Annotated in this window: 16 protein-coding genes and 1 riboswitch; of the genes, 8 read left to right on the top strand and 8 right to left on the bottom strand. The window is 62.4% G+C overall.

All coding sequences use genetic code 11. The features are described from left to right. Positions 1–14 precede the first annotated feature (14 nt). A complete protein-coding gene (pelG, locus tag C2L64_RS24715) occupies positions 15–1,385 on the top strand; it encodes an exopolysaccharide Pel transporter PelG (RefSeq protein ID WP_007576565.1) in 1,371 nt (456 codons plus the stop codon). A gap of 42 nt (positions 1,386–1,427) precedes the next feature. Here pelG and C2L64_RS24710 read toward each other — a convergent pair whose 3' ends face one another. Continuing rightward, positions 1,428–2,483, bottom strand: a complete 1,056-nt coding sequence (locus C2L64_RS24710; RefSeq protein WP_007576562.1) for an aldo/keto reductase — start codon at positions 2,481–2,483, stop codon at positions 1,428–1,430. A 403-nt stretch (positions 2,484–2,886) separates the two neighbouring features. Between C2L64_RS24710 and C2L64_RS24705 the strand changes: the two genes are divergently transcribed. The 3 genes from C2L64_RS24705 to pdeR all read left to right on the top strand — a co-directional run bounded on the left by C2L64_RS24705 (position 2,887) and on the right by pdeR (position 12,051). Beyond that, entirely contained in the window at positions 2,887–7,410 is a 4,524-nt protein-coding gene (locus C2L64_RS24705; protein ID WP_007576560.1) for a DEAD/DEAH box helicase, read from the top strand. A 480-nt stretch (positions 7,411–7,890) separates the two neighbouring features. Beyond that, positions 7,891–9,273 carry an IS4 family transposase gene (locus C2L64_RS24700; protein ID WP_090838341.1) on the top strand — a complete coding sequence of 461 codons (1,383 nt, stop codon included), beginning with the start codon at positions 7,891–7,893 and terminating at the stop codon, positions 9,271–9,273. A gap of 774 nt (positions 9,274–10,047) precedes the next feature. Then, complete coding sequence (gene pdeR / locus C2L64_RS24695; RefSeq protein ID WP_007743442.1) at positions 10,048–12,051, top strand: cyclic di-GMP phosphodiesterase; 2,004 nt, start codon at positions 10,048–10,050, stop codon at positions 12,049–12,051. 191 nt (positions 12,052–12,242) lie between these two features. On the opposite strand, the gene C2L64_RS24690 is transcribed toward pdeR, so the two are convergent. The 3 genes from C2L64_RS24690 to C2L64_RS24680 all read right to left on the bottom strand — a co-directional run bounded on the left by C2L64_RS24690 (position 12,243) and on the right by C2L64_RS24680 (position 16,210). Further along, positions 12,243–13,121 (bottom strand): crotonase/enoyl-CoA hydratase family protein, encoded by an 879-nt coding sequence (locus C2L64_RS24690; protein ID WP_009770768.1) that lies wholly within the window; start codon positions 13,119–13,121, stop codon positions 12,243–12,245. Positions 13,122–13,558: 437 nt separating this feature from the next. Then, positions 13,559–14,647 (bottom strand): malate/lactate/ureidoglycolate dehydrogenase, encoded by a 1,089-nt coding sequence (locus C2L64_RS24685; RefSeq protein ID WP_009770767.1) that lies wholly within the window; start codon positions 14,645–14,647, stop codon positions 13,559–13,561. A 102-nt stretch (positions 14,648–14,749) separates the two neighbouring features. Further along, positions 14,750–16,210, bottom strand: coding sequence for a M20 family metallopeptidase (locus tag C2L64_RS24680; RefSeq protein WP_009770766.1), 1,461 nt, complete (start codon positions 16,208–16,210; stop codon positions 14,750–14,752). Positions 16,211–16,380: 170 nt separating this feature from the next. Here C2L64_RS24680 and C2L64_RS24675 point away from each other — a divergent pair, with 170 nt between their 5' ends. Both C2L64_RS24675 and C2L64_RS24670 read left to right on the top strand, forming a co-directional pair. Beyond that, positions 16,381–16,686, top strand: a complete 306-nt coding sequence (locus tag C2L64_RS24675) for a superinfection immunity protein (protein ID WP_007743449.1) — start codon at positions 16,381–16,383, stop codon at positions 16,684–16,686. A gap of 35 nt (positions 16,687–16,721) precedes the next feature. Then, on the top strand, positions 16,722–17,876 hold the full coding sequence (locus C2L64_RS24670; protein WP_039902447.1) for an epoxide hydrolase family protein: 1,155 nt from the start codon (positions 16,722–16,724) through the stop codon (positions 17,874–17,876). 15 nt (positions 17,877–17,891) lie between these two features. On the opposite strand, the gene C2L64_RS24665 is transcribed toward C2L64_RS24670, so the two are convergent. Next, on the bottom strand, positions 17,892–18,305 hold the full coding sequence (locus C2L64_RS24665) for a winged helix-turn-helix transcriptional regulator (RefSeq protein ID WP_009770764.1): 414 nt from the start codon (positions 18,303–18,305) through the stop codon (positions 17,892–17,894). 82 nt (positions 18,306–18,387) lie between these two features. Here C2L64_RS24665 and C2L64_RS24660 point away from each other — a divergent pair, with 82 nt between their 5' ends. Together C2L64_RS24660 and C2L64_RS24655 are read left to right on the top strand one after the other, a co-directional pair. After that, positions 18,388–18,705: a DMT family transporter gene (locus C2L64_RS24660; protein ID WP_009770763.1), complete on the top strand. Its 318-nt coding sequence runs from the start codon at positions 18,388–18,390 to the stop codon at positions 18,703–18,705. Positions 18,706–18,751: 46 nt separating this feature from the next. After that, positions 18,752–18,849: riboswitch (ZMP/ZTP riboswitch) on the top strand. A gap of 39 nt (positions 18,850–18,888) precedes the next feature. Next, on the top strand, positions 18,889–19,521 hold the full coding sequence (locus C2L64_RS24655) for a LysE family translocator (RefSeq protein ID WP_009770762.1): 633 nt from the start codon (positions 18,889–18,891) through the stop codon (positions 19,519–19,521). Positions 19,522–20,531: 1,010 nt separating this feature from the next. Here C2L64_RS24655 and C2L64_RS24650 read toward each other — a convergent pair. The 3 genes from C2L64_RS24650 to C2L64_RS24640 all read right to left on the bottom strand — a co-directional run bounded on the left by C2L64_RS24650 (position 20,532) and on the right by C2L64_RS24640 (position 23,517). Further along, entirely contained in the window at positions 20,532–20,804 is a 273-nt protein-coding gene (locus tag C2L64_RS24650) for a YodC family protein (protein WP_007745888.1), read from the bottom strand. A gap of 533 nt (positions 20,805–21,337) precedes the next feature. After that, positions 21,338–22,837: an MFS transporter gene (locus C2L64_RS24645; protein WP_009770761.1), complete on the bottom strand. Its 1,500-nt coding sequence runs from the start codon at positions 22,835–22,837 to the stop codon at positions 21,338–21,340. Positions 22,838–22,884: 47 nt separating this feature from the next. Continuing rightward, the gene (locus C2L64_RS24640; RefSeq protein WP_009770760.1) at positions 22,885–23,517 is read right to left on the bottom strand and encodes a TetR/AcrR family transcriptional regulator; all 633 of its coding nucleotides are present in this window, start codon (positions 23,515–23,517) and stop codon (positions 22,885–22,887) included. Between the last annotated feature and the right edge of the window lie 865 nt (positions 23,518–24,382).

Here is a 24,382-nt window from a genome sequence, read left to right as displayed (position 1 = left end):
GGGAACACGCGACCATGGCAGGCATTGGTTTCGAACTGCGCAAGATGCTCCGGCGCAATACGCTGCTGGGGCTGATGCAGGCTTATACGTACGCTGGCCTGATCGGCGCGGGGCCGTGGGTGCTGTCGATCGTCGGCATTCTGCTGATCGGCGTGCTCAGCATTCCGTTCGTGTTGCCCACGGGATTGATCACGCAATTCCAGGTGTCGGTCACGTATCTGATCTCGCTGTCGCTCGTGTTGACGGGGCCGTTGCAGCTTGCGTACACGCGCTTCACATCAGACCGGCTTTTCGAAAAGCGCCGCGATCTCGTGCTGCCGAATTTTCATGCGGTGATGTTCATCGTCACGGTCGCTTCGACTGTGCTCGGCGGGCTCGCTGTCGTCTTTCTGTTTCCGCAGCAGACGGCCGCCTATCGACTGTTGATGCTCGCGGGCTTCGTCGTGATGGGTAACATCTGGATCGCGACGATCTTCCTGTCGGGCATGAAGCAGTACATGTCGATCATCGTCGTGTTCTTTATCGGCTATGCGGTGACGACGGGCGCGGCGCTCTCGCTGAACCGCTTCGGCCTGACGGGCTTGCTGTCGGGCTTCGTGATCGGCCAGACGGTGCTGCTGGTGGGCCTGCTCGCGCTGATCTATCGCGACTATCGCAGCGACCATTTCATCTCGTTCGAGATGTTCCGCAAGCAATACCGTTACCCTTCGCTGATGCTCACGGGCTTTCTGTATAACCTCGGCATCTGGGCGGACAAGTTCATGTTCTGGTATTCACCCGGCACGGGACAGCCGGTGATCGGTCCGCTGCGCGCATCGATCATTTACGACATTCCCGTGTTTCTCGCGTATCTCGCGATCATTCCGGGCATGGCCGTATTTCTGATGCGCATCGAAACGGACTTCGTCGAATACTACGACGCGTTCTACGATGCCGTGCGCGAAGGCGCATCGTTGCAGCATATCGAGCGCATGCGCAATGCGATGGTCGAAGCGTTGCGCAACGGCATCTGGGAGATCATGAAAGTGCAGGCAATCGCCGCGATGATGCTGTTCGCGGCGGGCACGATCCTGCTTCAATGGCTGCAGATATCAACGCTGTATCTGCCGCTGCTGTATATCGACGTGATCGCGGCCAGCATGCAGGTCGTGTTCATGGGCACGATCAATGTGTTCTTCTATCTCGACAAGCGCAAGATCGTGCTGTTGCTGGTGGGTACGTTCGTCGCTTCGAACGTGGTGTTCACGGCGATCACGCTGTCGTTGAACCCTGGTTACTACGGCTACGGATTTGCAGGTTCGCTGCTGCTCGTCGTGCTCGCGAGTCTTTATCTGCTCGACCGCAAGCTCGATTCGCTGGAGTATGAGACGTTCATGCTGCAATGAAAGCGCGGCGTGAATTGGCACGCCGCGCGCTTCACCCTGCGCTCAAACCACGTCACCAAAGCGCGTTTCCGCGATCTGCTGACGGCGCTGATCGCCCTGCCGCTCCAGCATCCAGCCCGGATACTCGGACGGCAGGCGGCTCACTTCGTCGAGCTTCGCGAGTTCTTCGGCGCTCAGTTCAACCTTGGTCGCGGCGATGTTGTCGTCGAGTTGCTCGATCCGCTTCGCGCCGACGATCACGCTCATCACCGAGTGTTGATGCAGCAACCACGCCAGCGCAATCTGCGCGACCGACACGCCTTTCGCTTCGGCGATCGTGCGCATCACGTCGACGCAATCGAATGCGCGCTCGCGATTCACGGGCGGGAAATCGAATGTCGTGCGGCGGCTGCCTGCTTCGCCTTGCTCGTCGCGTTTATATTTGCCGCTGAGCAAACCGCCCGCGAGCGGACTCCATACCATCAGACCGAGGCCTTCGCTTTGCAGCATCGGCACCAGTTCGCGTTCGAGATCGCGGCCCGCGATCGTGTAATACGCCTGCAACGTATCGAAGCGCGCGAGGCCAAGGCGCTCCGAAATGCCTAGCGCTTTCGCGATCTGCCACGCGGCCCAGTTCGATACGCCGATATAGCGCACGTGGCCGTGCTGCACGAGCGTATCGAGCGCACGCAGCGTTTCCTCGATTGGCGTGGCGGGATCGAAGCCGTGGATCTGATACAGATCGACGTGATCGAGCTGCAGGCGCTGCAGGCTCGCCTTGATGCCGTCCATGATGTGGTAGCGCGACGCGCCGCGCGCGTTCGCGAAGTCGCCCGTCTGGCCGAATACTTTCGTCGCGACGACCACGCTGTCGCGCGGCACTTTCAGGTTCTTCAGCGCTTGACCGGTGATCTGCTCGGAGACGCCGGACGAGTAGACGTCTGCTGTGTCGATGAAATTGATGCCCGCGTCGATCGCGCGGCCGATCAGACGTTCGGCGTCACTCTGCTGCAGATCGCCGATGTGCTGCCAGATGCCGCCCGTGCCGCCGAAGGTCATCGTGCCGAGGCACAGTTCCGACACGAAAACGCCAGTGCGGCCAAGCTGGTTGTATCGCATGGTTTGAGACTCCAGGTGGGTGATGATGCGGTGCTGGGGCGATCAGGATACTCAATGCGTGGTAATGCTGCTGGTGCGTTGACATGGCTTTCGCAGCCGTCCCGTGCAATGCAGCATTGATGCATGCCACGCCTTTCGAGAACCCTTTCACGGCGTTTTCAGTCCGCACACGAACGCATTTCTTCCGTTACGCCGCTCGTTGGCTCATGTAGCATCGGCGTCATGTTCTATAGGCCTATGAGATCAGCGCGCATCAACGCACCATCAAGGGCACTGCAGGCGTGCGCTGAGGGTTGGTGACCGGTAGTTGCGTTATCCGCCTGCCCGGCCGAACGCCCAAGCGCAACCTCGGCACACCCCCGCGAAACCTGCGAGACTGAACAGGTCTAACGGTTTTACGGGCATGGCACGCCGCGCACTGGATATGCCGCGCCCCGCCCCCATCTTCGACCTCATGACTTCCGCCTCTTCCGCCGCCTTCGGGCTGGCCGACCCGCTGGCCGATTTCCATCCGGCCGTCGCGGGCTGGTTCCAGAAGACCTTTGCCGCGCCCACGGACGCGCAGGTCGCCGCATGGCCGTTGATCCGCAACGGCCGGCACACGCTCGTCGCCGCGCCGACCGGTTCGGGCAAGACGCTGACCGCGTTTCTCGCCGCGCTGGATGAACTCGTGCGCGATGGCCTCGCGCACGGCGGCGCGCTGCCGGACGAGACGCTGGTGGTCTACGTGTCGCCCCTCAAGGCGCTGTCGAACGATATCCGCGTCAATCTGCAGACGCCGCTCGAAGGGATCGCAAACGAACTCGCCGAACGCGGCCTGCCCGTGCCCGAGATTCGCACCGCCGTACGCACGGGCGACACGACGCAACAGGAACGCACCGCGCTGAAGAAGCGCGCGCCGCACATCCTCGTCACGACGCCCGAATCGCTGTACGTGCTGCTCGGCTCGGCGTCGGGCCGCAAGATGCTCGCGACGGTCCGCACGGTGATCGTCGACGAAATTCACGCGATGGCGGGCGGCAAGCGCGGCAGCCATCTCGCGCTGTCGCTCGAACGGCTCGATGCGCTGTGCGGCCGGCGCCTGCCGCGCATCGGCCTGTCGGCGACGCAAAAGCCGATCGAAGCCGTCGCGCGCTTTCTGGTCGGCGGCGCGCGTGTCGACAGCGACGAGCCCGCCGACTGCGCGATCGTCGATGTCGGCCATGTGCGCGAGCGCGATCTCGCGCTGGAGATTCCGCCCGTGCCGCTCGAAGCGGTGATGTCGAACGAAGCGTGGGAACTCGTCTACAACCGGCTCGCCGAACTGGTCGCGCTACACCGCACCACACTCGTGTTCGTCAACACGCGGCGCATGGCCGAGCGCGTCGCGCGGCATCTGACCGAGCGTCTCGGCAAGGACGCCGTCGCCGCGCATCACGGCAGCCTCGCGAAGGAACATCGCCTCGACGCGGAGCAGCGTTTGAAGCGCGGCGAGTTGCGCGTGCTGATCGCCACGGCTTCGCTGGAACTGGGCATCGATATCGGTGACGTCGATCTGGTCTGCCAGATGGGCTCGCCGCGCGCGATCGCGCCGTTTCTGCAACGCGTCGGGCGTTCGGGCCATCATGTGGGCGGCATGCCGAAGGGGCGGCTGTTCCCCGCTTCGCGCGACGATCTGATCGAATGCGCGGCGCTGCTCGATTGCGTGCGGCGCGGCGAACTCGATCTGCTGCACATTCCGCGCGCACCGCTCGACGTGCTCGCGCAGCAGATCGTCGCCGAAGTCTGCAACGCCGAATGGAGCGAGGACGCGCTCTTCGAATGCTTTCGTCACGCCGCGCCGTATGCAACGCTCGAACGCGAGCAATACGATGCCGTGCTGCGCATGCTCGCCGAGGGCTACACGAGCCGTCACGGCCCGCGCGCCGCGTACGTGCATCGCGACGCCGTCAACGGCACGTTGCGCGGACGGCGCGGCGCGCAGCTCTACGCGGTGACATCAGGCGGCACGATTCCCGAGAACGCCGATTACACGGTAGTGCTCGAACCGCAAGGGCTCAACATCGGCACGGTCAACGAAGACTTCGCCGTCGAAAGCCTCGCAGGCGACGTGTTCCAGCTCGGCAATGCGTCGTACCGGATCATGCGTATCGAAAGCGGCCGCGTGCGCGTCGAGGATGCGCAAGGCCAACCGCCGAACATTCCGTTCTGGCTCGGCGAGGCGCCCGGACGCAGCGATGAATTGTCGGCGGGCGTCGCGCGGCTGCGCTCGGAGATCGAGCGGCGGCTCGCCGTCGCGAAGACCACTTCGTCATTTACTTCGGATACCGATTCATTTAGCGATTCGCACGACGGCGTCGCAACCATCGCCGAGCAACCGACCACGGTCACGCTCGATCTCGAACCCGCCATCGCGTGGCTGGTCGAACAGACTCATCTGCCCGAAGCGGCGGCACGACAGATCGTCGAATATCTGGCGCGCGCCCGCCAGACGCTCGGCGCGCTGCCGACGCAAGACACGCTCGTCATGGAGCGTTTTTTCGACGAATCGGGCGGCACGCAGCTTGTGATTCATACGCCCTTCGGCAGCCGCGTCAATCGCGCGTGGGGTCTCGCGTTGCGCAAGCGCTTTTGCCGCACGTTCAATTTCGAGTTGCAAGCAGCCGCGACGGAAGATGCGATCGTGCTGTCGCTCACGGGTGCGCACAGCTTCGCGCTCGATGAAGTGTGGCGCTATCTGCGCTCGGCGACAGCCGAGCACGTGCTGGTCCAGGCGCTGCTCGACGCGCCGCTGTTTGGCGTGCGCTGGCGCTGGAACGCGACGACGGCGCTCGCGTTGCCGCGCTACACGGGCGGACGCAAGACGCCGCCGCCGTTGCAGCGCATGCGCAGCGACGATCTGCTCGCGACCGTGTTTCCCGATCAGGCCGCGTGCCTCGAAAACATCGCCGGTGAGCGCGAGTTGCCGAGTCATCCCCTCGTCGATCAGACACTCGACGATTGTCTGCACGAAGCGATGGACACGGATGCGTGGCTCGCGTTGCTGCGCCGGATCGAAAGCGGGCATATCGCGCTTGTGAGCCGCGACCTGCCCGCGCCGTCGCCGCTCGCCGCGGAAATCCTCACGGCGAAACCGTACGCGTTTCTCGACGATGCACCGATCGAAGAACGCCGCACGCAGGCCGTACTGAATCGCCGCTACACGAGCGGCCCCGAATCCGCCGACGATCTCGGCGCACTCGATGCCGACGCGATTGCGAGTGTCGGCGAAGAAGCGTGGCCACAAGCGCGCAACACCGACGAGATGCACGAAGCGCTGACGGGCCTTGCGTGCATCACGGAAGCCGAGGCGCAGCGCAACGAAGGCTGGCCCGCGTGGCTCGCGGAACTCGCTAAAACAGGCCACGCCGCGCGCATGCAGATCGCGCAGCATGACGCGTTGTGGCTGCCCGCCGAGCGCCTGACGTGCCTGCGCGCGATTTATCCGCAGGCTGAAGTCGAACCGGCGCTGCGTGCGCCGAAGGGTTTCGACGACGCCTGGACAGAAGACGACGCGCTCGTCGATGTGGTGCGCGCGCGGCTGACGGGATTCGGGCCGCTGCCGCTTGCGTCGATCGCACGCGCGCTTGCGCTGCCCGCTTCGACCGTCGCGCAGGCGCTCACGCGGCTCGAAGCGGAAGGTTATGTGATGCGCGGCCGCTTCACACCGGGCGCCACGGATGAAGAATGGTGCGAGCGTCATCTGCTCGCGCGCATTCATCGCTATACGGTGCGGCGCTTGCGGCGCGAGATCGAACCCGTCGAGCGGCACGACTTCATGCGCTTTCTGTTCGCGTGGCAGCGCCTGACGCCCGATACGCGCGGCGAAGGGCGCGACGCGCTCGCCGCAGTGCTCGATCAGCTCGAAGGTTTTCAGGCGGCCGCGAGCGCATGGGAAGACGACATCTTGCCCGCGCGGCTGAAGGACTATTCGATCACATCGCTCGACGAGCTGTGCCGTTCCGGCAAGATCGTCTGGACGCGGCTCACGGATCGCGCGCGCGGCGCGAGCGGTCCGGTGCGCAGCACGCCCATCGTGCTGTTGCCGCGCCGCGCGCTGCCCGTGTGGACCGCGCTGCTCGATACGTCGAAACAGCCGGAGCTGTCGCCGAAAGCGCAACTGGTGTTCGATACGCTGACGCAGCATGGCGCGATGTTCTTCGACGAGCTTTCGGGCGACGTTCGTCTACTGCGCGTCGAACTCGAAAACGCGCTCGGCGAACTGGTCGCGGCGGGTCTCGTCAATTCGGATAGTTTCGCGGGTTTGCGCGCGCTGCTGAAACCCGTCGCGAAGCGCAACGCGTCGTACTTTCCGAGCCGGCGTCCGCGCGGCGCGGGCGCGTTGATCGGCGGCATGGACGATGCGGGACGCTGGGCGCTGTTGCGGCGGCCGGTCGCCGCTGGGCCGGTTGAACCCGCGCCCTCTCCTTCCCGACGTTCTTCGACGTACGCGCCGGAAGTAATCGAGCATGTCGCGATGGCGCTGTTGCGGCGTTATGGCGTCGTGTTCTGGCGCCTGCTGGAACGCGAAGCTGAATGGCTGCCGCCGTGGCGCGATCTGCTGCGCGTGTATCAGCGACTCGAAGCGCGCGGCCAGGTGCGCGGCGGGCGCTTCGTCAACGGTCTCGCGGGCGAGCAGTTCGCGCTGCCTGAAGCGATACCACTGTTGCGCGAAGTGCGCCGTCATGCGAACGACGGTGCTTTTGTGTGTGTTGCGGGTACTGATCCGCTGAATCTGGTCGGCACGTTGCTGCCGGGTAACAAGGTGCCTGCTGTTACGGGCAATCGCGTGCTGTATCGCGATGGTGTGCCCGTCGCGTCGCTCGTGGCCGCCGAGTTCAACCTGCCCGATGATGCCGATGGCGAGACGAAGCAGTTGATGCGTATGAGGCTCGCGCGGCGATACTGAATAGATGGTGTTTTGGTTTTGGTTTGCGCTGGCATCCGCGATTTGCCTTCGCGCTTCAAGCGTCGCCCCTGTGCGGGGCGGCACCTACTTTTCTTTGCCGCCGCAAAGAAAAGTAGGCAAAAGAAAGCGGCTAACACCGCTAATTCTTGTTTTTGCCTGAGGGCCCCCAAAGGGTCTTACGCTTCACACGGCAGCGCGCCGGTCCGCGCTCGTTGCCAACGCTTCGAACAGATGCCTCACCCGCTTCAGACACCTGCACAAGGGCAGGCGGCAGCGAATGGTTTGTGCCGCCCAGGTGGCAAACTGTGTGTAGGTTGTCGCGTCGTATAGCTTGGCGCTCTTACATGGAGGAACGCGTGCGCTATCGGTCCGGAGTCTCAGGATTACCCACATCTTGCAAGGAGAGTGGTGAATGATCGCTTGTAAACAGTCGGCGTCGATGTTAACTTTGGCCCATTCTGTTCGCAACGGTAGTCGGGATTGGTCGACGAGAACGAGACAGATGACTGGGCAAGTGCCGAATTTGGCGAGGCTGATCTGGGTGATGCGCGCCTGGCGCAGCGTCTTGTTGCGCTGGCTCGCCGACTCGCGTGCAGTCCGCAAGGTTCATTTCCTCAATCGCTCAAGCCGGCCGAACTGAAGGCTGCCTACCGTTTCTTCGATAATACGCAGGTCGACACGAACGGGATTCTCGCGCCCCATATTGCGCAAACACTTGATCGCATGAGACAGGTGCCGATCGTGCTGGCGATTCAGGACACAACGGAGTTCAACCTGTCGCATCTGCCTGCGACGGAGGGGCTGGGGCGCGGCACTGGCAACAATGAGCAGGGTTTCATGATGCACAGCCTGCTGGCAGTCACGCCCGATGGCTTGCCGCTAGGCGTGCTGGGCGTGAAGACCTGGGTACGCCCCGAAGCGGTGTTCGGCAAGAGTGCCCCCGCAGTCACGCGCCCGATCGAACAGAAGGAAAGCGTCAAATGGCTTGAAGGAATCGATCATCTCGCGGCACTCAAGGTACGTTGCGAACAGACGCGGTTTGTCTGTGTTGGAGACCGCGAGAGCGACCTTTACGAACTGTTTTCCGCCGAACGCCCCGCCGGAGTGGACTGGTTGATCCGCGCAACACACAACCGTGTAGCGCGTCATCCGCAAGGCTACCTTTGGGAAACTGTTCTGGCCACCACGCCCCTTGGCAACACTGAACTGCGGATACCAACCAGAAGCAAACTTCCTCAGCGCATAGCGCGACTGACGTTGCGTTGTGCGAGCGTGCGACTGCAATCTCCAAGAGCGCGCGCAAGCCGCCGCAGCCTGCCTGAGGTCGACGTCTTTGCGATTCACGCCATTGAGGATAATCCCCCGAACGGTGTTGAACCGCTTGAATGGATGCTGCTCAGTTCGGTGCCCACGAGCTCGCTTGAAGAAGTTCTCGAACGGCTGGCCTGGTACGCCAGACGCTGGACCATTGAGACGTGGCACCGTGTGCTCAAAAGCGGCTGCCGTATCGAGGCGCGCCAGTTCGGCACGCTCGAGCGGTTTGTGAGAGCGACTGCTCTGTTTGCCGTCATCGCGTGGCGCATCCTGTATGCCACGCTGCTTGCGCGAACGGGCACGCAGCTGTGCTGCGAAGTATTGCTCCAGCCAGTTGAATGGCAGGCGCTCTATTGCCATACCCACGCAACCACGCAACTGCCAGAGCAGGTTCCAACGCTGCAACAAACCATCGTGTGGATAGGCATGCTTGGCGGCTATCTGAATCGCACGCATGACCGCCCACCAGGACCGACAGTCATATGGCGTGGATTTCTCGTCCTGCACGAAATTACGAAGATGTATCAGCTCTTCAGGCAAAGCGGATAGCATGCTCAGTAAAAATGTGGGTAATCCTGAGTTCCGAAGTGAGGCGTGCGAGGCACTACGGCCTACACACAGTTTGCCACCTGGGCGGCGGTGGAATATCTGACACGGCGTGCGGCAACGTGGGTGCGTGAAGCGGGTGAGGCGCACCGCAAGAGCGTTGGCAACGAACATGGGTCACGTGATTGCCGCGTGAAGCATAAGACCGTGTGGGGGCCCTCAGGCAAAAACTAGGACTAGCGGTGTTAGCCGCTTTCTTTTGCCTACTTTTCTTTGCGGCGGCAAAGAAAAGTAGGTGCCGCCCCGCACAGGGGCGACGCGTGAAGCACGAAGGCATAACGCGGATGCCAGCGCAAACGCAAAAACGCCAAACCGGATACCAGCAAAAACCCAACCAAACCAAACCAGCGGCGGAGCCACTGACGGCCCTGCCACGAACAGACGACAGCGTACTCATCTCTCCCCCCTCGGAAAGGTGGACAACCGGCCAGGTCTGCCGTCGCGCTTTTTGATTGCCACGCGAGCATCGCAAAGGAGCACGTGCGTGCGCAATCGCGCGTGAACGTTTGCGGAACCAATCCCTGAAATGCATCATTTTTTTCTATGCTTTCTGGTTAAAGAAAGCTGATCCAAAGGTCGTTAATCAATTCGGAGCCGTACGTCCGGCCGCTTCGTTACAATGAAGCAAGTCAGTCATCGATAAAACTCTTCGCCGCCGCGTGCTGTACTCGTATTCGGAGCTCGACTGGAGGCAACTTTTTTGCCCGGGGACCCTTCATGAACGACGATCAACACGATCAGGTGCTTTTCGCCCGGTTCGGAACGAGCAGCCCCTGCTGGCGGCTGTCGAGCGACAGCAATGCACTCGAACTGACGCCCGAAACGGATGACAACACGGCCACGGTCGCCATTGCCCTATCGGGTGCGCAGGCCGCGCAGATTCGCCGGCTCACGGGCGTCACCGCGCACCTGACCATGGACGTACGCCTGTTCGGCGAAGCGCTGCGTCTGCATCTGGTCGGCAAGAAGCTCAACAGCAGCACCTGGGCGGGCACGGCTTCGGCGTATGAAGACACCGAATCCGTCGCGCGCGATCTGGTGCATGGGCTGTCGTTCGCCGAGCAGGTCGTGTCGGAAGTCAACTCCGTGGTCGTGATCGTCGACAAGAACGGCCGCATCCAGCGCTTCAACCGGCTCGCCGAAGAACTCACGGGCATGAAGGAAGAAGACGTGGTCGGGCGCAGCGTGTGGGCGCTGTTCATGTCGTCGGAAGCGGGCGCGGCATCGAGCCAGAACATTTCGGGCTTTTTCAATCAGGGCGTCGCCTATGAAGTCGAGCGCCGCGTGCGCACCGTGCACGGCGAACGGCTTTTCCTGTTTCGCAACAAGTTCGTGATGAGCGGCAGCGGCGTCGACGAACAGTTTCTGATCTGCTCGGGCACCGACATCACCGAGGAACGCCGCGCGCAGGAGCGTCTGTCGGAACTGGCGAACACCGATTCGCTGACGGGCCTGCCGAACCGCAACGCGATTCACGACAAGACGCGCGCGGCCATCGCCAGCGCGGCGGCGGGCGAATCCGTCGGCATCCTGTTTCTCGATCTCGACAACTTCAAGAAGGTCAACGACCACTACGGCCACGTGTTCGGCGACCGGCTGATCCAGGATGTTTCTTCGGCCGTGCGCGAGTGCCTCGCCGACGAGGACACGCTTGCGCGGCTGGGCGGCGACGAGTTCATCGTGCTGTCGCCCGTTGCTTCCGTCGGGTCGATGGAAGCGATGGCACAGCGCATTCTGGAGCGGCTGCGCGTACCGTTCAGCCTCGGGCTCGTCGAGGTCTACACAGGCTGCTCGATCGGCATCGCGATGTTCCCCGAGCATGGCGACAGCCTCGAAGCGCTGATCCGCGCCGCCGACACCGCCATGTACGTCGCCAAGGACGACGGCAAGCGTACCTATCGCGTGTTCTCGCCGGAGATGAACCGCAAGGTCGCCGAGTACATGTGGCTCGATACGAACCTGCGGCGCGGGCTCGAAGAAGGCCAGTTGACGCTGCACTATCAACCGAAGCTGTCGCTGGCCACGGGCACCGTGTACGGCGTCGAGGCGCTGGTGCGCTGGAATTCGCCGGAGCGCGGGCAGATCATGCCCGCCGCGTTCATTCGCTACGCGGAAGAGTCGGGGCTGATCGGGCCACTTGGCCGCTGGGTCATGCAGACGGCGGCCGAACAGGCCTCGCAATGGAAGGCGCGCGGGCTGTCGCTGCGCGTGGCGATCAACGTGTCGGCGCGGCAACTGGTGGATACGGCCGTGGTGTCGCATTTCACGGAGGCCTTGCAGCGCGCGCAGCTCGATCCTTGCCTGCTCGATATCGAGCTGACGGAGAGCTGCCTGATCGAAGACGAAGCGGCCGCGATCGACCTGATTACGCAATTCCGCGATCTCGGCGCGCAGGTCCATCTGGATGATTTCGGCACAGGCTATTCGTCGCTGTCGCAACTCGGGCGCATACCGCTCGACGTGATCAAGCTGGACCGCAGCTTCGTAAGCTCGATCAACGCGGACAGGAAATCTCAGGCGCTGGTGCGCTCGATGGTGGCCGTCGCGCAGGCACTGCAGCTGAAGGTGGTGGCGGAAGGGATCGAGACGGAATCGGAAGAGCTGTTCATGAAGGGGCTGGGCGTCGAATACGTGCAGGGGTTTCTCTACGGTAAGCCAATGCCCGCAGCCGAATTCGAGCGCTGGCTGCATGACAGGCAGAAGATCCGCTTGATCGCCTGAACCCCCGAAAAGTTCGCTCGACCTTTGGAGTCTCCCGCCTGTCGGCCGCTCATGCGGCTGGCTACTGCGTAATGCATGCTGCGTGATGCCTTTGCTACGTTGATAGTTGCGTCAATACCTGACGGGTGCAGACGGAGCGCGTAACGCTAAGCGCGGGGGCGTTCTGCCAATCAGACTACTGTCCTTCCTGCTTACGCAACGTTCATTGCAGCCGGGCGCAGATTGCCCGCGCGGCGGTTTTGCAGCATCACGAGCCGCTCCATGAAGGCGAGATCCTTCTCCTCGATCGTGAACGCGGACTGCACCCAATCCTCGGTAATTTCCATCAGTTCGGCGCGCGACAGCTGCAGCACGCGCTGACGCGCCCGCACCATCGCGCGGATGCCGTTGAGCTTGGGGCGCAACGTGTCGATGAAGGTGCGCGTCGCGATATACGCCTCGCCCGGCTCGAACAGATGGTCGACGAGGCCGCGGCTTTCGTGCCACTCGGCCGTATGCGATTCGCCGCCGCCGATCAGTTCCTCCGCGAGGCGCATGCCCGCCTTGCGCGCGACGAGCGAATAGCCGCCCATGCCCGGGAACAGGTTGAAGGCGATCTCCGGGAAGCCCATCCGCGCGTCGTTCTGCGCGAGCACGAAATGATGCGCGAGCGCCGCTTCGAAGCCGCCGCCGAGCGCGCTGCCCTCTATCATCGCAATCGAAATCGCGCCGGTGTCGAAGCCACGCGCGGCCGCATGCACGCAATCGACACAGGCACGCGCATACGCCATCAACTCCTGGCGGCGGCCTGCGCGAATCGCGTCGGCAAAAAAGCTGAGATCGCCGCCGACGTTGAACATCGTCGGAATCACGGAGCCTGTCACCCAAAAATCGATGCGCACATTGGAATCGCGCGCGGCGCGCGCGAGTTCAAGAATGTCGTGCACCAGTTCGAGGTTGAAACATGGACGCGGTTGCGCGCGCAACATCATCCACATGACGTTGCGCTCTTCTTCGTAATACGCGGAGATTTGCGACAGCTTGCCAGCTTCGAGGAACGGACGGCAGGCGTGATGGTTTTGCAGATTCATTTTGAATGGTCCTTTTTGAAGTTAAAAACTCGGGTGAAGCATTGCGAGCCTAAAACAGACCAGAATCTGATGGGGCGGCCTAACCAACAGAAGAATGCAGTTCTTCATAAGTATGGCGACGCCCACTGGACGGGCTTCATGCCAGGCAAGGCTGGCGCAAACGATTGCCGTCCAGAATAAAACTTCAAACAAACGTTCTCGCCGTCGCTTTAATAAGGGCGCAAAGCGGTAATTAGAATATCTGTTTTAATTTTTGGCGAATTGGCGAGGCAAACGTTTTAATGCAATCCGAAGTTCTTCTGATTGCATTGTTTTGCGAATTCGTGGCGAGGAGAGGCAAAAAGCGGCAAAGCGGCGAGGCCGCGCTTTTCAGTCGGTGTTTGACGCGCATCGGTCGATCGATGCGCGTGCAACGGCATGTGCCGCGACGGCGCGCTTTACTGCAAGCGCGCGGACCAGCTATCGGCGTCTTCCTGCGACAGTCCCGCCGCGAGCGCCGCCTCGCGGATCTGCCGCCACGTCTGCGGATCGACGGGAATGCCGTTGGCCTCGCGCTCGGCACGCGTCGCGCGCTCCGGCTCGCCCGGCGCATAGATGCGCTCCGCTCCGCCGGCGAGCGGCGACGCCTTCACCCACTCGACGAACGCATCCGCCTCGGCCTCGGCGTTGGGCGCATCGAAGGCGGCGGGATCGGCGATCACCGACAGCATGCAGTTGATGATCGCGTTGGTCTTTTGCAGCGTGTCCTCGTGCGTCGTGTAGCCGCCCGACAGCGCGCCGCCGAAGATCTCGCACATCGCCGCAAGCCCGAAGCCCTTGTGTCCGCCAACGGGCATCAGCGCGCCGAACGGCGCCTCCATCATCACTTTCGGCTCGACGGTCGGTTTGCCTTCGTGATCGATCAGCGCGCCGGGCGGCACCTGCTTGCCCTGGTTGTACGCGACGCGCGTCTTGCCGTACGCGACGGCGCTGGTCGCGAAGTCGAGCACGAGCGGCGCCTTGCCCTCGCGCGGAAAGGCCGCGCAAAACGGATTGGTGCCAATGCGGCGGTCCGCGCCGCCGAACGGCGCGACGAGCGGATCGCCCGCCACGTTGACGAAGTGAAACGACGCGAGCCCCGCCTTCGCGCACTGCTCGGCCCAATGCCCGATCCGGCCGATGTGATGCGCGTTGCGCAGCGCGACGGCACACACGCCGAGCTTTTTCGCGCGCTCGATGCCGAGTTCCATCGCCTCGTGTGCGACGACCTGGCCGAAGCCCTTGCCGCCATCGACGGTCAGCACCGCGCCGACGTCCTTCACGACGCTCGCGTGCGCGTTCAACTTCAGCTCGTGATCGCGCAGCGAATCGACATAGCGCGGAATCATGCCGACGCCATGCGAATCGTGTCCCGTGAGATTGGCTGCAACGAGATGATCGGCGACGAGCTGGGCTTCACGCGGCGAACTGCCTGCCTGCTCCCATATCGCGCGCACGTAGGCGTGCAGTTGATCGACGGGAATACGGGGAGCGCGCGTGTCGTTCATTCGATGATCGGTTCGTCAAGAAAAACGGATGGACAGTGGGAAAAGCCGGCCGGCTTCTCCCACGCGGAAAAACGCTTCAGCGTCGAACGTTCGGGACAGACATCAAGGCGCGGCGGCAATCACCTCAGCGACAGCCGCCGTCAGCTTCTTGCCGTACGGCACATGCAGGAACTCGTTCGGACCGTGCGCGTTCGACTTCGGCCCGAGCACGCCGCACACCATGAACTGCGAGGTCGGGAAGCCCGCCTTCAGCACGTTCATCAGCGGGATCGTGCCGCCCTGCCCGATGAACGCGACATCCGCACCGAAGTGCTGGCGCGAGGCGTCGTTCAGCGCAGTGCCAAGCCACGGCGCGAGTTCCGGCGCGTTCCAGCCCGTCGCGGCGCCCGCGTCCGGCTTGAACGTGACCTTCGCGTTGTACGGCGGATCGAACTCCAGCAGCGACTTCATCTGCTGCACGGCGTTTTCCGCATCGACGAGCGGCGGCAGACGCAGCGACAGCTTGAACGCCGTGCGCGGACGCAGCACGTTGCCGGCATCCGCGAGCGACGGTAGGCCCGCCGCGCCCGTCACCGACAGCGACGGACGCCAGGTGGAATTGAGCAGCGCTTCTTTCGGGTCGGTGGTGGTCGGGAGCACCGGGCCGCCGTCCTGGCCGCAAGCCCACGGCAGTTTTTTCCACACGTCGTCGCCGAGAATCTTCGCGGTCGCTTCGGCTTCATCGAGACGGTCGAGCGGAACCGGGCAATGGAAGCCCTTCGGCAGCAGCGTGCCGTCGGCAGCGTCTTCGAGACGCTCGAACATTTGCCGCATGATGCGGAAGCTCGACGGCGCGATGCCGCCGTAGCCGCCCGAGTGAATGCCTTCGTCGAGCACCTGCACTTCGAGGTCGCCGGATACGAGGCCGCGCAGCGACGTGGTGAGCCACAGCTGATCGTAGTTGCCCGCACCCGAGTCCAGGCACACGACGAGCCCGACCTTGCCGAGCCGCTCGCGCAACGCGTCGACGTACGGCAGCAAATCGTAGCTGCCCGACTCTTCGCAGGTTTCGATCAGGCCGACGCAGCGCGGCCGCTCGATGCCTTGCGCGTCGAGCGCCGCGAGCGCGGTGAGGCTGGCGTAGATCGCGTAGCCATCGTCGGCGCCGCCGCGGCCGTAGAGCTTGCCGTCTTCGAGCTTCGGCGTCCACGGGCCGAGATCGTTGCGCCAGCCGTCGAATTCCGGCTGCTTGTCGAGGTGGCCATACAGCACGATGGTGTCCGTGCTGCCCGAGCGCGTCGCGGGCGATTCGAAGAAGATCACGGGCGTGCGGCCCGGCAGACGCACGATTTCCAGCTTCAGTCCGCGCACGGGCTGCTGCTCCGCCCACTTCGCGGCCTCCGTGGTCACGCGCTCGATAAAGCCGTGCTTTTCCCAATCGGCATCGAAAGCCGGGCTCTTCGCGGGCACGGCGATGTAGTCGGTCAGCGCCGGCACGATCTCATCGTTCCATTTGCGATCGACGAATTCGCGCAGTGTGTCGTGATTCAGCTTTTGAGCTTGTTGAGTGTCGTCGGAGATCATGATGGCCATATCCGGTGCAGTCGAAACGCACATGATAGACCTTACGGCGCGGCTTGCCGAATTCGTGTGAACCATACGGCGCCTGCCTTGCAAACACCCTTCAAACGGCAAGCGGACGATGCCCGATCGCGCGACAATGAAGGGATAGATTCCGCGCCTGGGGAGGTTCGATGAACGAGATGATGATACAAGGCGTCGCGACCGTCGCCGCGCTGGGGCTGTACTTTCTACCGTCGATCATCGCCGATCGCCGCAAGCGCTATGACATGCTGACCATCGCACTATTCAATGCGTGCATGGGCTGGACGGTGTTCGGCTGGCTGGTCGCGCTGTACTGGGCGTGGCAGCCGAATCCGCCCGTCAATCTGGAAGGTGAAGTGGTGCGCTCGCGCCGCACCCTCAGCATGCGAACCTTCACGAAGGGACTCGGCGAGCGCGTGCGGTGGCGCGAATCGCGCGACCGTTCGACCAAATAGCGCGCCGCCTGCCGCTCAACGACCAGGACCACATGATGCAGATCACTCCGTTCCAGATTTCGATTCCCGACTTCGAGCTTGCCGCGCTCAAGACGCGCCTCGCGCAAACACGCTGGCCCGACACGTTCGATAGCGCGCCGTGGTCGCTCGGCACCGACATGAACTATTTGCGCGATCTCGTCGACTACTGGGCGGGCGAGTACGACTGGCGCGCGACGGAAGCGCGGCTCAATCAGGAGCCGCAATTCGTCGCGCAGGTCGGCGATCTTGCCGTGCATTTCGTGCATCGGCGCGGCACGGGTCCGAAGCCCTACCCGCTCGTCATCACGCACGGTTGGCCCGGCTCGTTCATCGAGTTCGCCGAACTGGTGCCGCAGCTGTGCGACCCGGCGTCGTTCGGCGCGGACCCCGCCGATGCATTTGATGTCGTCGTCCCGTCGATGCCCGGCTATGGCTTTTCGGAGCGGCCTTCGAAGCCGGGCATGTCGGTGTTCGCAATCGCTGGCCTGTGGGTCGAGCTGATGCGCGGCCTCGGCTACGCGCGCTTTGGCGCGCAGGGCGGCGACCTGGGCGCGGCGGTGTCGATCGCGTTGGCGGCCAACCATGCGCAGCATGTCGACGGCATTCATCTCAACTTCCTGCCGAGTTCGTACGCACCCGGCGTCGCGCCCGACGATCCGTCCATCACGCAGGAAGAGCGGGATTTTCTCGCGTCGAAGGCGGTGTTCGCCGATGCCGAAGGCGCCTACGCGCACATGCACGCGACGAAACCGAACACGGCAGCGTTCGCGTTGAACGATTCGCCTGCGGGGCTCGCCGCGTGGATCGTCGAGAAATTCCGCGCGTGGAGCGATTGCGACGGCGACATCGAGCGTGCGTTTTCGAAGGACCAGTTGCTGACCGATCTGTCGTTGTACTGGCATACGCAGACGATCGGCTCGTCGATGCGGCTCTACGCGGAAACGCGCGCGCGGCCATTGCGCTTCGAGCCGGGCCAGCGCGTCACGCCGCCGCTCGGCTTTGCGCGTTTTCCGAAGGAGATCAGCCAGCCGCCGCGCTCGTGGATCGAACGTGTCTTCAACGTCACGCAGTTTGCGGATATGCCGCGCGGCGGGCACTTCGCCGCGATGGAACAGCCTGCGCTGCTTGCTGAAGAGATACGGCGCTTCTTCCGGCCGCTGCGCGGCTGAGCGTTTAACCCGGCGCTATCGACGCGACTGCGCAAGCGTATCGAAGCGCTCGCGCGCGGCGCCGAGCGCGCCGCCATGCGTTTCGGCCCAGCGGTCGAGCGTGACGAGCGCGTCGCTCAACGACAGCCCGAGCGCGCTCAGCCGATATTCGACATGCAAGGGTTTCGTGCCGCACACGTCGCGGATCACGAGCCCGTTGCGCTCCAGCTCGCGTAGCGTCTGCGACAGCACCTTCTGCGAAATACCGCCAATCTTGCGCAGCAGCGCGTTGTTGCGCATCGGTCCGTCCTGCAGCGCGGGCAGGATCAGTAGCGTCCATTTACTCGCGATCAGTTCAAGCGCGAGCCGCGACGAACAGGCCTCGTCGAACACGTTGCCTGGGTGCTGCGCCTCGTTCGCGGCGTCGACGGAAGGGTCCGGCGCGGGCATTGCCATGGTTACCAGAAGGTGCGTAATGGTCAGCGGATCACTATACCTCTACGCTGCGTCCAGTCTTTAAATGGAGGTAGTGATGGCGTGGTTAATCCTGCTCGCGGCAAGCGTCGTTGAAATCCTGATGGGCCTCGCGCTCAAGTATGCGAACGGCTGGACGCGTTTCTGGCCGAGCGTCGGCGGCGTGGCGGCCGCGCTTGCGAGCGTCTTCCTGCTGACGCTCGCGATGAAGCATCTGCCCGCAGGCACCGCGTATGTCGTGTGGACGGGCATCGGGTCGATGGGTATCACGCTGCTCGGCATCGTGCTGTTCGGCGATCCCGTGTCGGCGCCGCGCATCGCGTGCATGGTGATGATCGTTGCCGCGGCGGCGGCGCTCAAGTGTATCGGCGGGTAGTGCCGTTTCTGTATCTGGCGTGCGCCGGCAGCGCGCGGAACAATCGACCAGTTCGCGCGACTGGCGCTCAATCGAGGTGGATCACCACCGGGGAACGCGAACCGGGATGCAGATTCCGTCACGCCGCGCGCCTGGGCCTTGCCTTGATCCTTCGATCGGTCTTCCTTCAACGGAGCTCACGCAATGCCTCAAACCTCGCATCTCGTTGCATTTGCTTTTGTCGCGCTTGGGATGGCGCTCACGCCCGGGCCCAATATGATCTATCTGATCTCGCGGTCGATCTGCCAGGGCCGCGTGGCCGGTCTGATTTCGCTCGGCGGTGTGGCGCTTGGTTTCGTGGTTTATATGTTCTGCGCCGCGTTCGGCATTACAGCGTTGCTGCTTGCCGTGCCGTTCGCGTACGACGCGCTGCAGTTTGGTGGTGCGCTCTATCTGCTGTATCTCGCGTGGCAGGCCGTGAAGCCGGGTGGACGCTCGCCGTTCCAGGTGCGCGATTTGCCCGTCGATAGTCCGCGCAAGCTGTTCACGATGGGCTTCATCACCAATCTGCTGAATCCGAAGATTGCTGTGCTTTATCTTTCGCTGCTGCCGCAGTTTATTGATCCGCAGCATGGCAGTGTGCTTGGGCAATCGTTGATGTTTGGCGTGATACAGATCGTGCTGAGCATTTCCGTCAATTCGACGGTCGCTATGACGGCGGGATCGATTGCTGTGTTTCTCGCGAGGAAGCCGACGTGGCTCGTCGTGCAGCGGTGGATGATGGGAACGGTGCTCGCGGGTCTCGCTGTCAGGATGGCCACGGAAGCGCGGCGCTAGTTTTGGTGCTTTGTCTGCGACGGTTGGGGGTGTTTGGGCCGTTGCGATGGTATCCGCGTTTTGTCGTTGCGCTTCAGGTGTTGCCCCTGTGCGGGCGGCATCTATTTTGTCCGTGGCGGCTGTGTGGTTTGCTTGGGTTTGCGATGGCATCCGCGCTATGCCTTCGTGCTTCAAGCGTCGCCCCTGTGCGGGGCGGCAGCGGCTTTGTCTGCGACGGCTGGTTGGCCTGCTTGGGTTTGCGCTGGCATCCGCGCTATGTCTTCGTGCTTCAAGCGTCGCCCCTGTGCGGGGCGGCACCTACTTTTCTTTGCCGCCGCAAAGAAAAGTAGGCAAGAGAAAGCGGCTAACACCGCCAACATTTCTTCGTGCCTGAGGGCCCCCAACCGGTCCTACGCTTCACACGGCAACATCCTTATCTGCGTGCGTTGCAAACGTGCTGAATGAGCGCCTCACCCGCTTCGAATACCCGTGCACGGGCTAACGGTAGCGAATGGTTTGTGCCGCCCAGGTGGCAAACTGTGTGTAGGTTATCGCGGCGTACACGTTAGCGCTCTTACAAGGTGGAACGCGTGCGCTATCGGGTCCGAAGTGAGGCGTGTGTGGCTCTACGACCTACACACAGTTTGCCACCTGGGCGGCAGTGGAATATCCGGCACGGCACGCTGCAACGCGGGTGCTTGAAGCGGGTGATGCGCCTCTTGGAGCGTTGGCAACGAACATGGGTCACGTGATTGCCGTGTGAAGCGTAAGACCCTTTGGGGGCCCTCAGGCAAACACAAGGATTAGCGGTGTGAGCCGCTTTCTTTTGCCTACTTTTCTTTGCGGCGGCAAAGAAAAGTAGGTGCCGCCCCGCACAGGGGCAACGCTTGAAGCGCGAAGGCAAAGCGCGGATGCCAGCGAAAAGACAAAACGCGGATGCCAGCACAAACCCAAGAAAACCAACCAGCCGTCGCAGACAAAGCAGCTACCGCCCGCACAACGGCACCGCCCGCGCCGCAAAGGCGCCAAATTCAAACCGACGCACCACGAACAAACTTATGCACCAACCCGGCCGGAATCGACCGCGGCTGGCGCCACACCTCATCCTGCGCGAAAGTTTCCTGCCGCAATTCGCCATGGTCATCGAACCATTGGCAAACGAGCCATTCACCCGTTTTCCGGGCAATCGCACCGACATAAGTCACCGTCATCCGCGGTCCGCCCGTTTTGAGCGTCACCACGTCCCCGACAATGACTTGCACCGTTTGCGTCGTGTCAAATGCGTCGAAAGTAGCAGTCAGCATGGTTGTCCCCGTTATAAGCATTAGGCTGGCTGAAAATTCACTGCCATAAACGCACCGCGATCCAACGAATTATTAAGAGTGGGGGAAGATTAACAATTGAATATTTCGACAGCAAGTAATTTTTATTGGAAGCGTTTGCAGCAAAAACGAAATAGAACGGCCGATATCGCGAACGCTCGTTCGTTATTGTTTAGTTCGGCAATCGCCTGCCGGGAAAGGCGGCATGCTGTCGCGCAGCACGGTTCAAACCGAAGTTTAGGCGGCGTATTCAGGGTATACGTAAATACGCCCGATCACCCGCTGTCATGATGCTGACATCTGCGCGTTATCACGGGTTTAAAAGCTATGCTGCACGATTAACCGGTGTCATCTGTGAATAAGCGCATCACTGCTGAACGGGAAAGATTAGTTGCAATGCGCAATACACCGTGACTGCAATTGTATGACTCTAAACAGTGAAAACGTTATCCGAAGATATTCACGTGTATTTTTGTTCTGTCAAAATACAAAAATGCAGCCGCTCGGGATTTTCCCTAAGCCGCTTTGATCGCGCGCAGAGATGCGCGCTGCTGATGCCGGACCAGCGTCACGCTGAGCGCAATGCAGATGACCATCAATACCGCATTGATCGCGAGACTACGCTGGAACGCATACGCATAGCCCGCCGCCGACGCGTTCGCCGACAACGCGCCAAAGAACGCGCCGCTAATGGCAGCCGTGCCGAACGCCGAGCCGATCTGTAGCGTCGACGTCACCACGCCAGACGCAAGCCCTGCCTTCGCCGGTTCCACTTCGCCGAGCACGATGCGCATGATGGACGGCAACACGAGCCCTTGCCCGACCCCGGCAAGAACGAGCCCCGCGTAGAACAGTGTGCCGAGCGCAGCGTGCGTCGCGGCCCAGCCTGTCACCGAGAAACCGACCGCCATCATCGAGAAGCCGAGCGTCAGCACATGACCGCCGATGCGCCGCACGACGGCGGGCGACGTCAGCGGCCCGGCAACGAAGCCGAGCGCGAACGGCATGATCGCGATGCCGGATTGCAGCGGCGTCCAGTGCAAGCCCGTCTGCAGATAGATACCGTACGTGAGAAAGAATGCGCTATTGCAATAGAACAGAAAGGCGAGCACGAGCCCCGTCGAAAAAGCCGGATTGCGGAACAATTGCAGATCGACGAGTGGGCTGCCGCCGCTACGCTCGACGCGACGCTCTACGGCGATGAACGCGGCAAGCGCAGGCGCGGCGAGCGCGAACATCGCGAAGGTCCACCACGGCCAGCCGGCTTCGCGGCCGTGCGTCATCGGATAGATCAGCAGGATCAGCACCAGCGACAGCAGCGCGACGCCTTTCAGATCGACGCCCTCGCGCGTCGCCGACTGATTCTCCGGCACGTACTTCCACGCGCCGATAAACGCCAGCACGCCAACGGGAATGTTGATCAGAAAGATGGCGCGCCAGTCGAGCCCGAACGGCTGGTACGTAATCAGCGCGCCGCCGCCCAGTTGCCCGACGATCGACGCGAGTCCGAACACGAAGCCGTAAAAGCCCATCACGCGAGTCTGCTGATGCAGCGGCACGACGGCGCGCACGGTCGCGAGCACCTGCGGCGCCATCACCGAGGCCGCCATGCCCTGCACGATGCGCGCGATCACGAGCACGTGGCCATTCGGCGCGAAGCCGCACAGCGCCGACGCGACGACGAAGCCCGCCATCCCCGTCATGAACATGCGCCGCCGGCCGAACAGGTCGCCGAGCCGCCCGCCCGTGATCAGCAACACCGCATACGCTGACGCGTAGGCGGAGACGATCAGCTGCAATTGCGCGTCGCTGGCGTTCAAGCCCGTGTGGATCGCGGGCAGCGCCAGATTGACGATGAAATAGTCGAGCGGCGCGAGAAAGGCGCCGACGAACAGCACGGTCAGCGCGAGACCTTGCCGCTCGAAGCGCTGCTGCCCTTGCGCTTCGGCGCGCGGCTCCGGCTTGTCGACGCCTGGGCGGGATGCGGACGGCAAACTCACGCCCGACGCTTTCATGCATCTATCATTCATGACTGATCGTTCAAAAATTCGAGAAAAAAATTTCAGGTGAGCGCGCGCATCGCCACATCGACGACTGCTTTCAGCTCGTCTTCCTTGCGCTTGCATTTGTTGAGCACACGCAGGCCTTGTGTCATGCACAGCAGGAAATCGGCGACCGCCTTTTCATCGAGGTCGCTGTTGAACACGCCCTCAGCCTGGCCGCGGATCACGGCCGCAGCGAGCAGCGTGACGATGCGCCGCTGGATCCCGCGGATCTTCGCGTGCAGCGCTTCGTCGTCGGGTTGCAGTTCGAGCGTGCTATTGGTGATGAAGCAGCCCGTCAGCGTCGACGTGGTGCGCGTGTGGTGCAGCAGCGCATTGCGCAGCGCGACATCGGGCGGGACATTTGCGTTCAGGCGCTCGACGAGGCCGGCAATCGCCCCTTCCGAGTAATAGTCGAGCGCGGCCATCATGATGCCGTGCTTGTCGCCGAACACGCCGTACAGACTGCCGCGCAGCACGCCCGTCGCGTTGCAGAGATCGTCGACGGAGGTCGCGTGAAAGCCGTTGCGCCAGAACACCTTGCCGGCTTCAGCGAGCACGGCGGCCGTATCGAATTCGCGCGGACGGCCGCGCGGGCACGCCGCCTCCGGTTTGCCGGCGCTCGTGCGCGGGGGTGCAGTGTTATCGGTCATGCACCGCAGTTTATGACTGCGCGTTCAATAATTCAAGGAAAAATCCTCGCGGAGTCCGTCCGATCAGTGTCCCTGCACAATAGACCGCAAAAATTGAGCAATAGACTCAGAGACGCCACTGAATGGCCGTGCAATAGACTTTGAAAAATGAAAGCTGTTTTTAATACTTCACGTATCAGTCGCTGCCGCGCAGGGTCGAACAGGATATTCATGCGGTAATCTCATAGAACTTCGGCCGCCCCGTGGAGCCGCGACCTAAGGCACGATGAGCGTCGCGTTTCTCTGCTCAGCAATCTCCTCGCTGCCCTCGAACATCATGAATAACTGGCGATGCACGAGCGTACGCGGATGACCTTAGCTCTACGTTAGATGAAACTTAGCCATATCGCCATCGCGCTTTGCACACGCCAGATCGACGAATCAGGGTACCTTTTTGTCCCATCACTTCCGATTTTCGCGCAGCCTAAACACTGCGACGAAAAGAAGCACTCAAGGCTGTAAGCACCTTCAATTTCGATCTCAGGAATCAAGAAATATTGCGAGCCTGAGACTTGGAGCTTTCGTGGCATGTAAAACATTCGGACTTTTTGCCGCCTTCAGTCCGCGGGGCGACTCTCGGTGCCTACCGACGACGACCCGTAGTCTGTTGGCCTGTGCTCGCAGCGTGGGCGGCTAGCGGCAATCCTGCCGGTGAACGAAGCCGATTGACTCGGCCTGAGCGGACATCTAGGTATTGCGTCCGTCCGGCGGCTACGCATTGCCTTATCGACAATCGCGCTTCGGCGGCGGTGGGCGTCCGCCAGTACTGCATTAGGGCCCAGCACCTCCGCTTGTTCAGTTTGTGTTCTTACTACGATCCAAACCG

This window comes from Paraburkholderia hospita (assembly GCF_002902965.1).
GTDB lineage: Bacteria > Pseudomonadota > Gammaproteobacteria > Burkholderiales > Burkholderiaceae > Paraburkholderia > Paraburkholderia hospita.
The sequence above is the reverse complement of the archived record's forward strand: the minus strand, read 5'-3'. Positions and strand labels throughout refer to the sequence as shown.

What these genes read in the sequence shown, in the direction of transcription:
- C2L64_RS24690 (WP_009770768.1), bottom strand. Translation starts at nt 13,121, where the DNA reads ATGAATCTGCAAAACCATCACGCCTGCCGTCCGTTCCTCGAAGCTGGC.
- C2L64_RS24680 (WP_009770766.1), bottom strand. Translation starts at nt 16,210, where the DNA reads ATGATCTCCGACGACACTCAACAAGCTCAAAAGCTGAATCACGACACA.
- C2L64_RS24640 (WP_009770760.1), bottom strand. Translation starts at nt 23,517, where the DNA reads ATGACCGATAACACTGCACCCCCGCGCACGAGCGCCGGCAAACCGGAG.
- C2L64_RS24675 (WP_007743449.1), top strand. Translation starts at nt 16,381, where the DNA reads ATGAACGAGATGATGATACAAGGCGTCGCGACCGTCGCCGCGCTGGGG.
- C2L64_RS24685 (WP_009770767.1), bottom strand. Translation starts at nt 14,647, where the DNA reads ATGAACGACACGCGCGCTCCCCGTATTCCCGTCGATCAACTGCACGCC.
- C2L64_RS24705 (WP_007576560.1), top strand. Translation starts at nt 2,887, where the DNA reads ATGGCACGCCGCGCACTGGATATGCCGCGCCCCGCCCCCATCTTCGAC.
- C2L64_RS24655 (WP_009770762.1), top strand. Translation starts at nt 18,889, where the DNA reads ATGCCTCAAACCTCGCATCTCGTTGCATTTGCTTTTGTCGCGCTTGGG.
- pdeR (WP_007743442.1), top strand. Translation starts at nt 10,048, where the DNA reads ATGAACGACGATCAACACGATCAGGTGCTTTTCGCCCGGTTCGGAACG.
- C2L64_RS24670 (WP_039902447.1), top strand. Translation starts at nt 16,722, where the DNA reads ATGCAGATCACTCCGTTCCAGATTTCGATTCCCGACTTCGAGCTTGCC.
- C2L64_RS24710 (WP_007576562.1), bottom strand. Translation starts at nt 2,483, where the DNA reads ATGCGATACAACCAGCTTGGCCGCACTGGCGTTTTCGTGTCGGAACTG.
- C2L64_RS24645 (WP_009770761.1), bottom strand. Translation starts at nt 22,837, where the DNA reads ATGAAAGCGTCGGGCGTGAGTTTGCCGTCCGCATCCCGCCCAGGCGTC.
- pelG (WP_007576565.1), top strand. Translation starts at nt 15, where the DNA reads ATGGCAGGCATTGGTTTCGAACTGCGCAAGATGCTCCGGCGCAATACG.
- C2L64_RS24650 (WP_007745888.1), bottom strand. Translation starts at nt 20,804, where the DNA reads ATGCTGACTGCTACTTTCGACGCATTTGACACGACGCAAACGGTGCAA.
- C2L64_RS24660 (WP_009770763.1), top strand. Translation starts at nt 18,388, where the DNA reads ATGGCGTGGTTAATCCTGCTCGCGGCAAGCGTCGTTGAAATCCTGATG.
- C2L64_RS24665 (WP_009770764.1), bottom strand. Translation starts at nt 18,305, where the DNA reads ATGCCCGCGCCGGACCCTTCCGTCGACGCCGCGAACGAGGCGCAGCAC.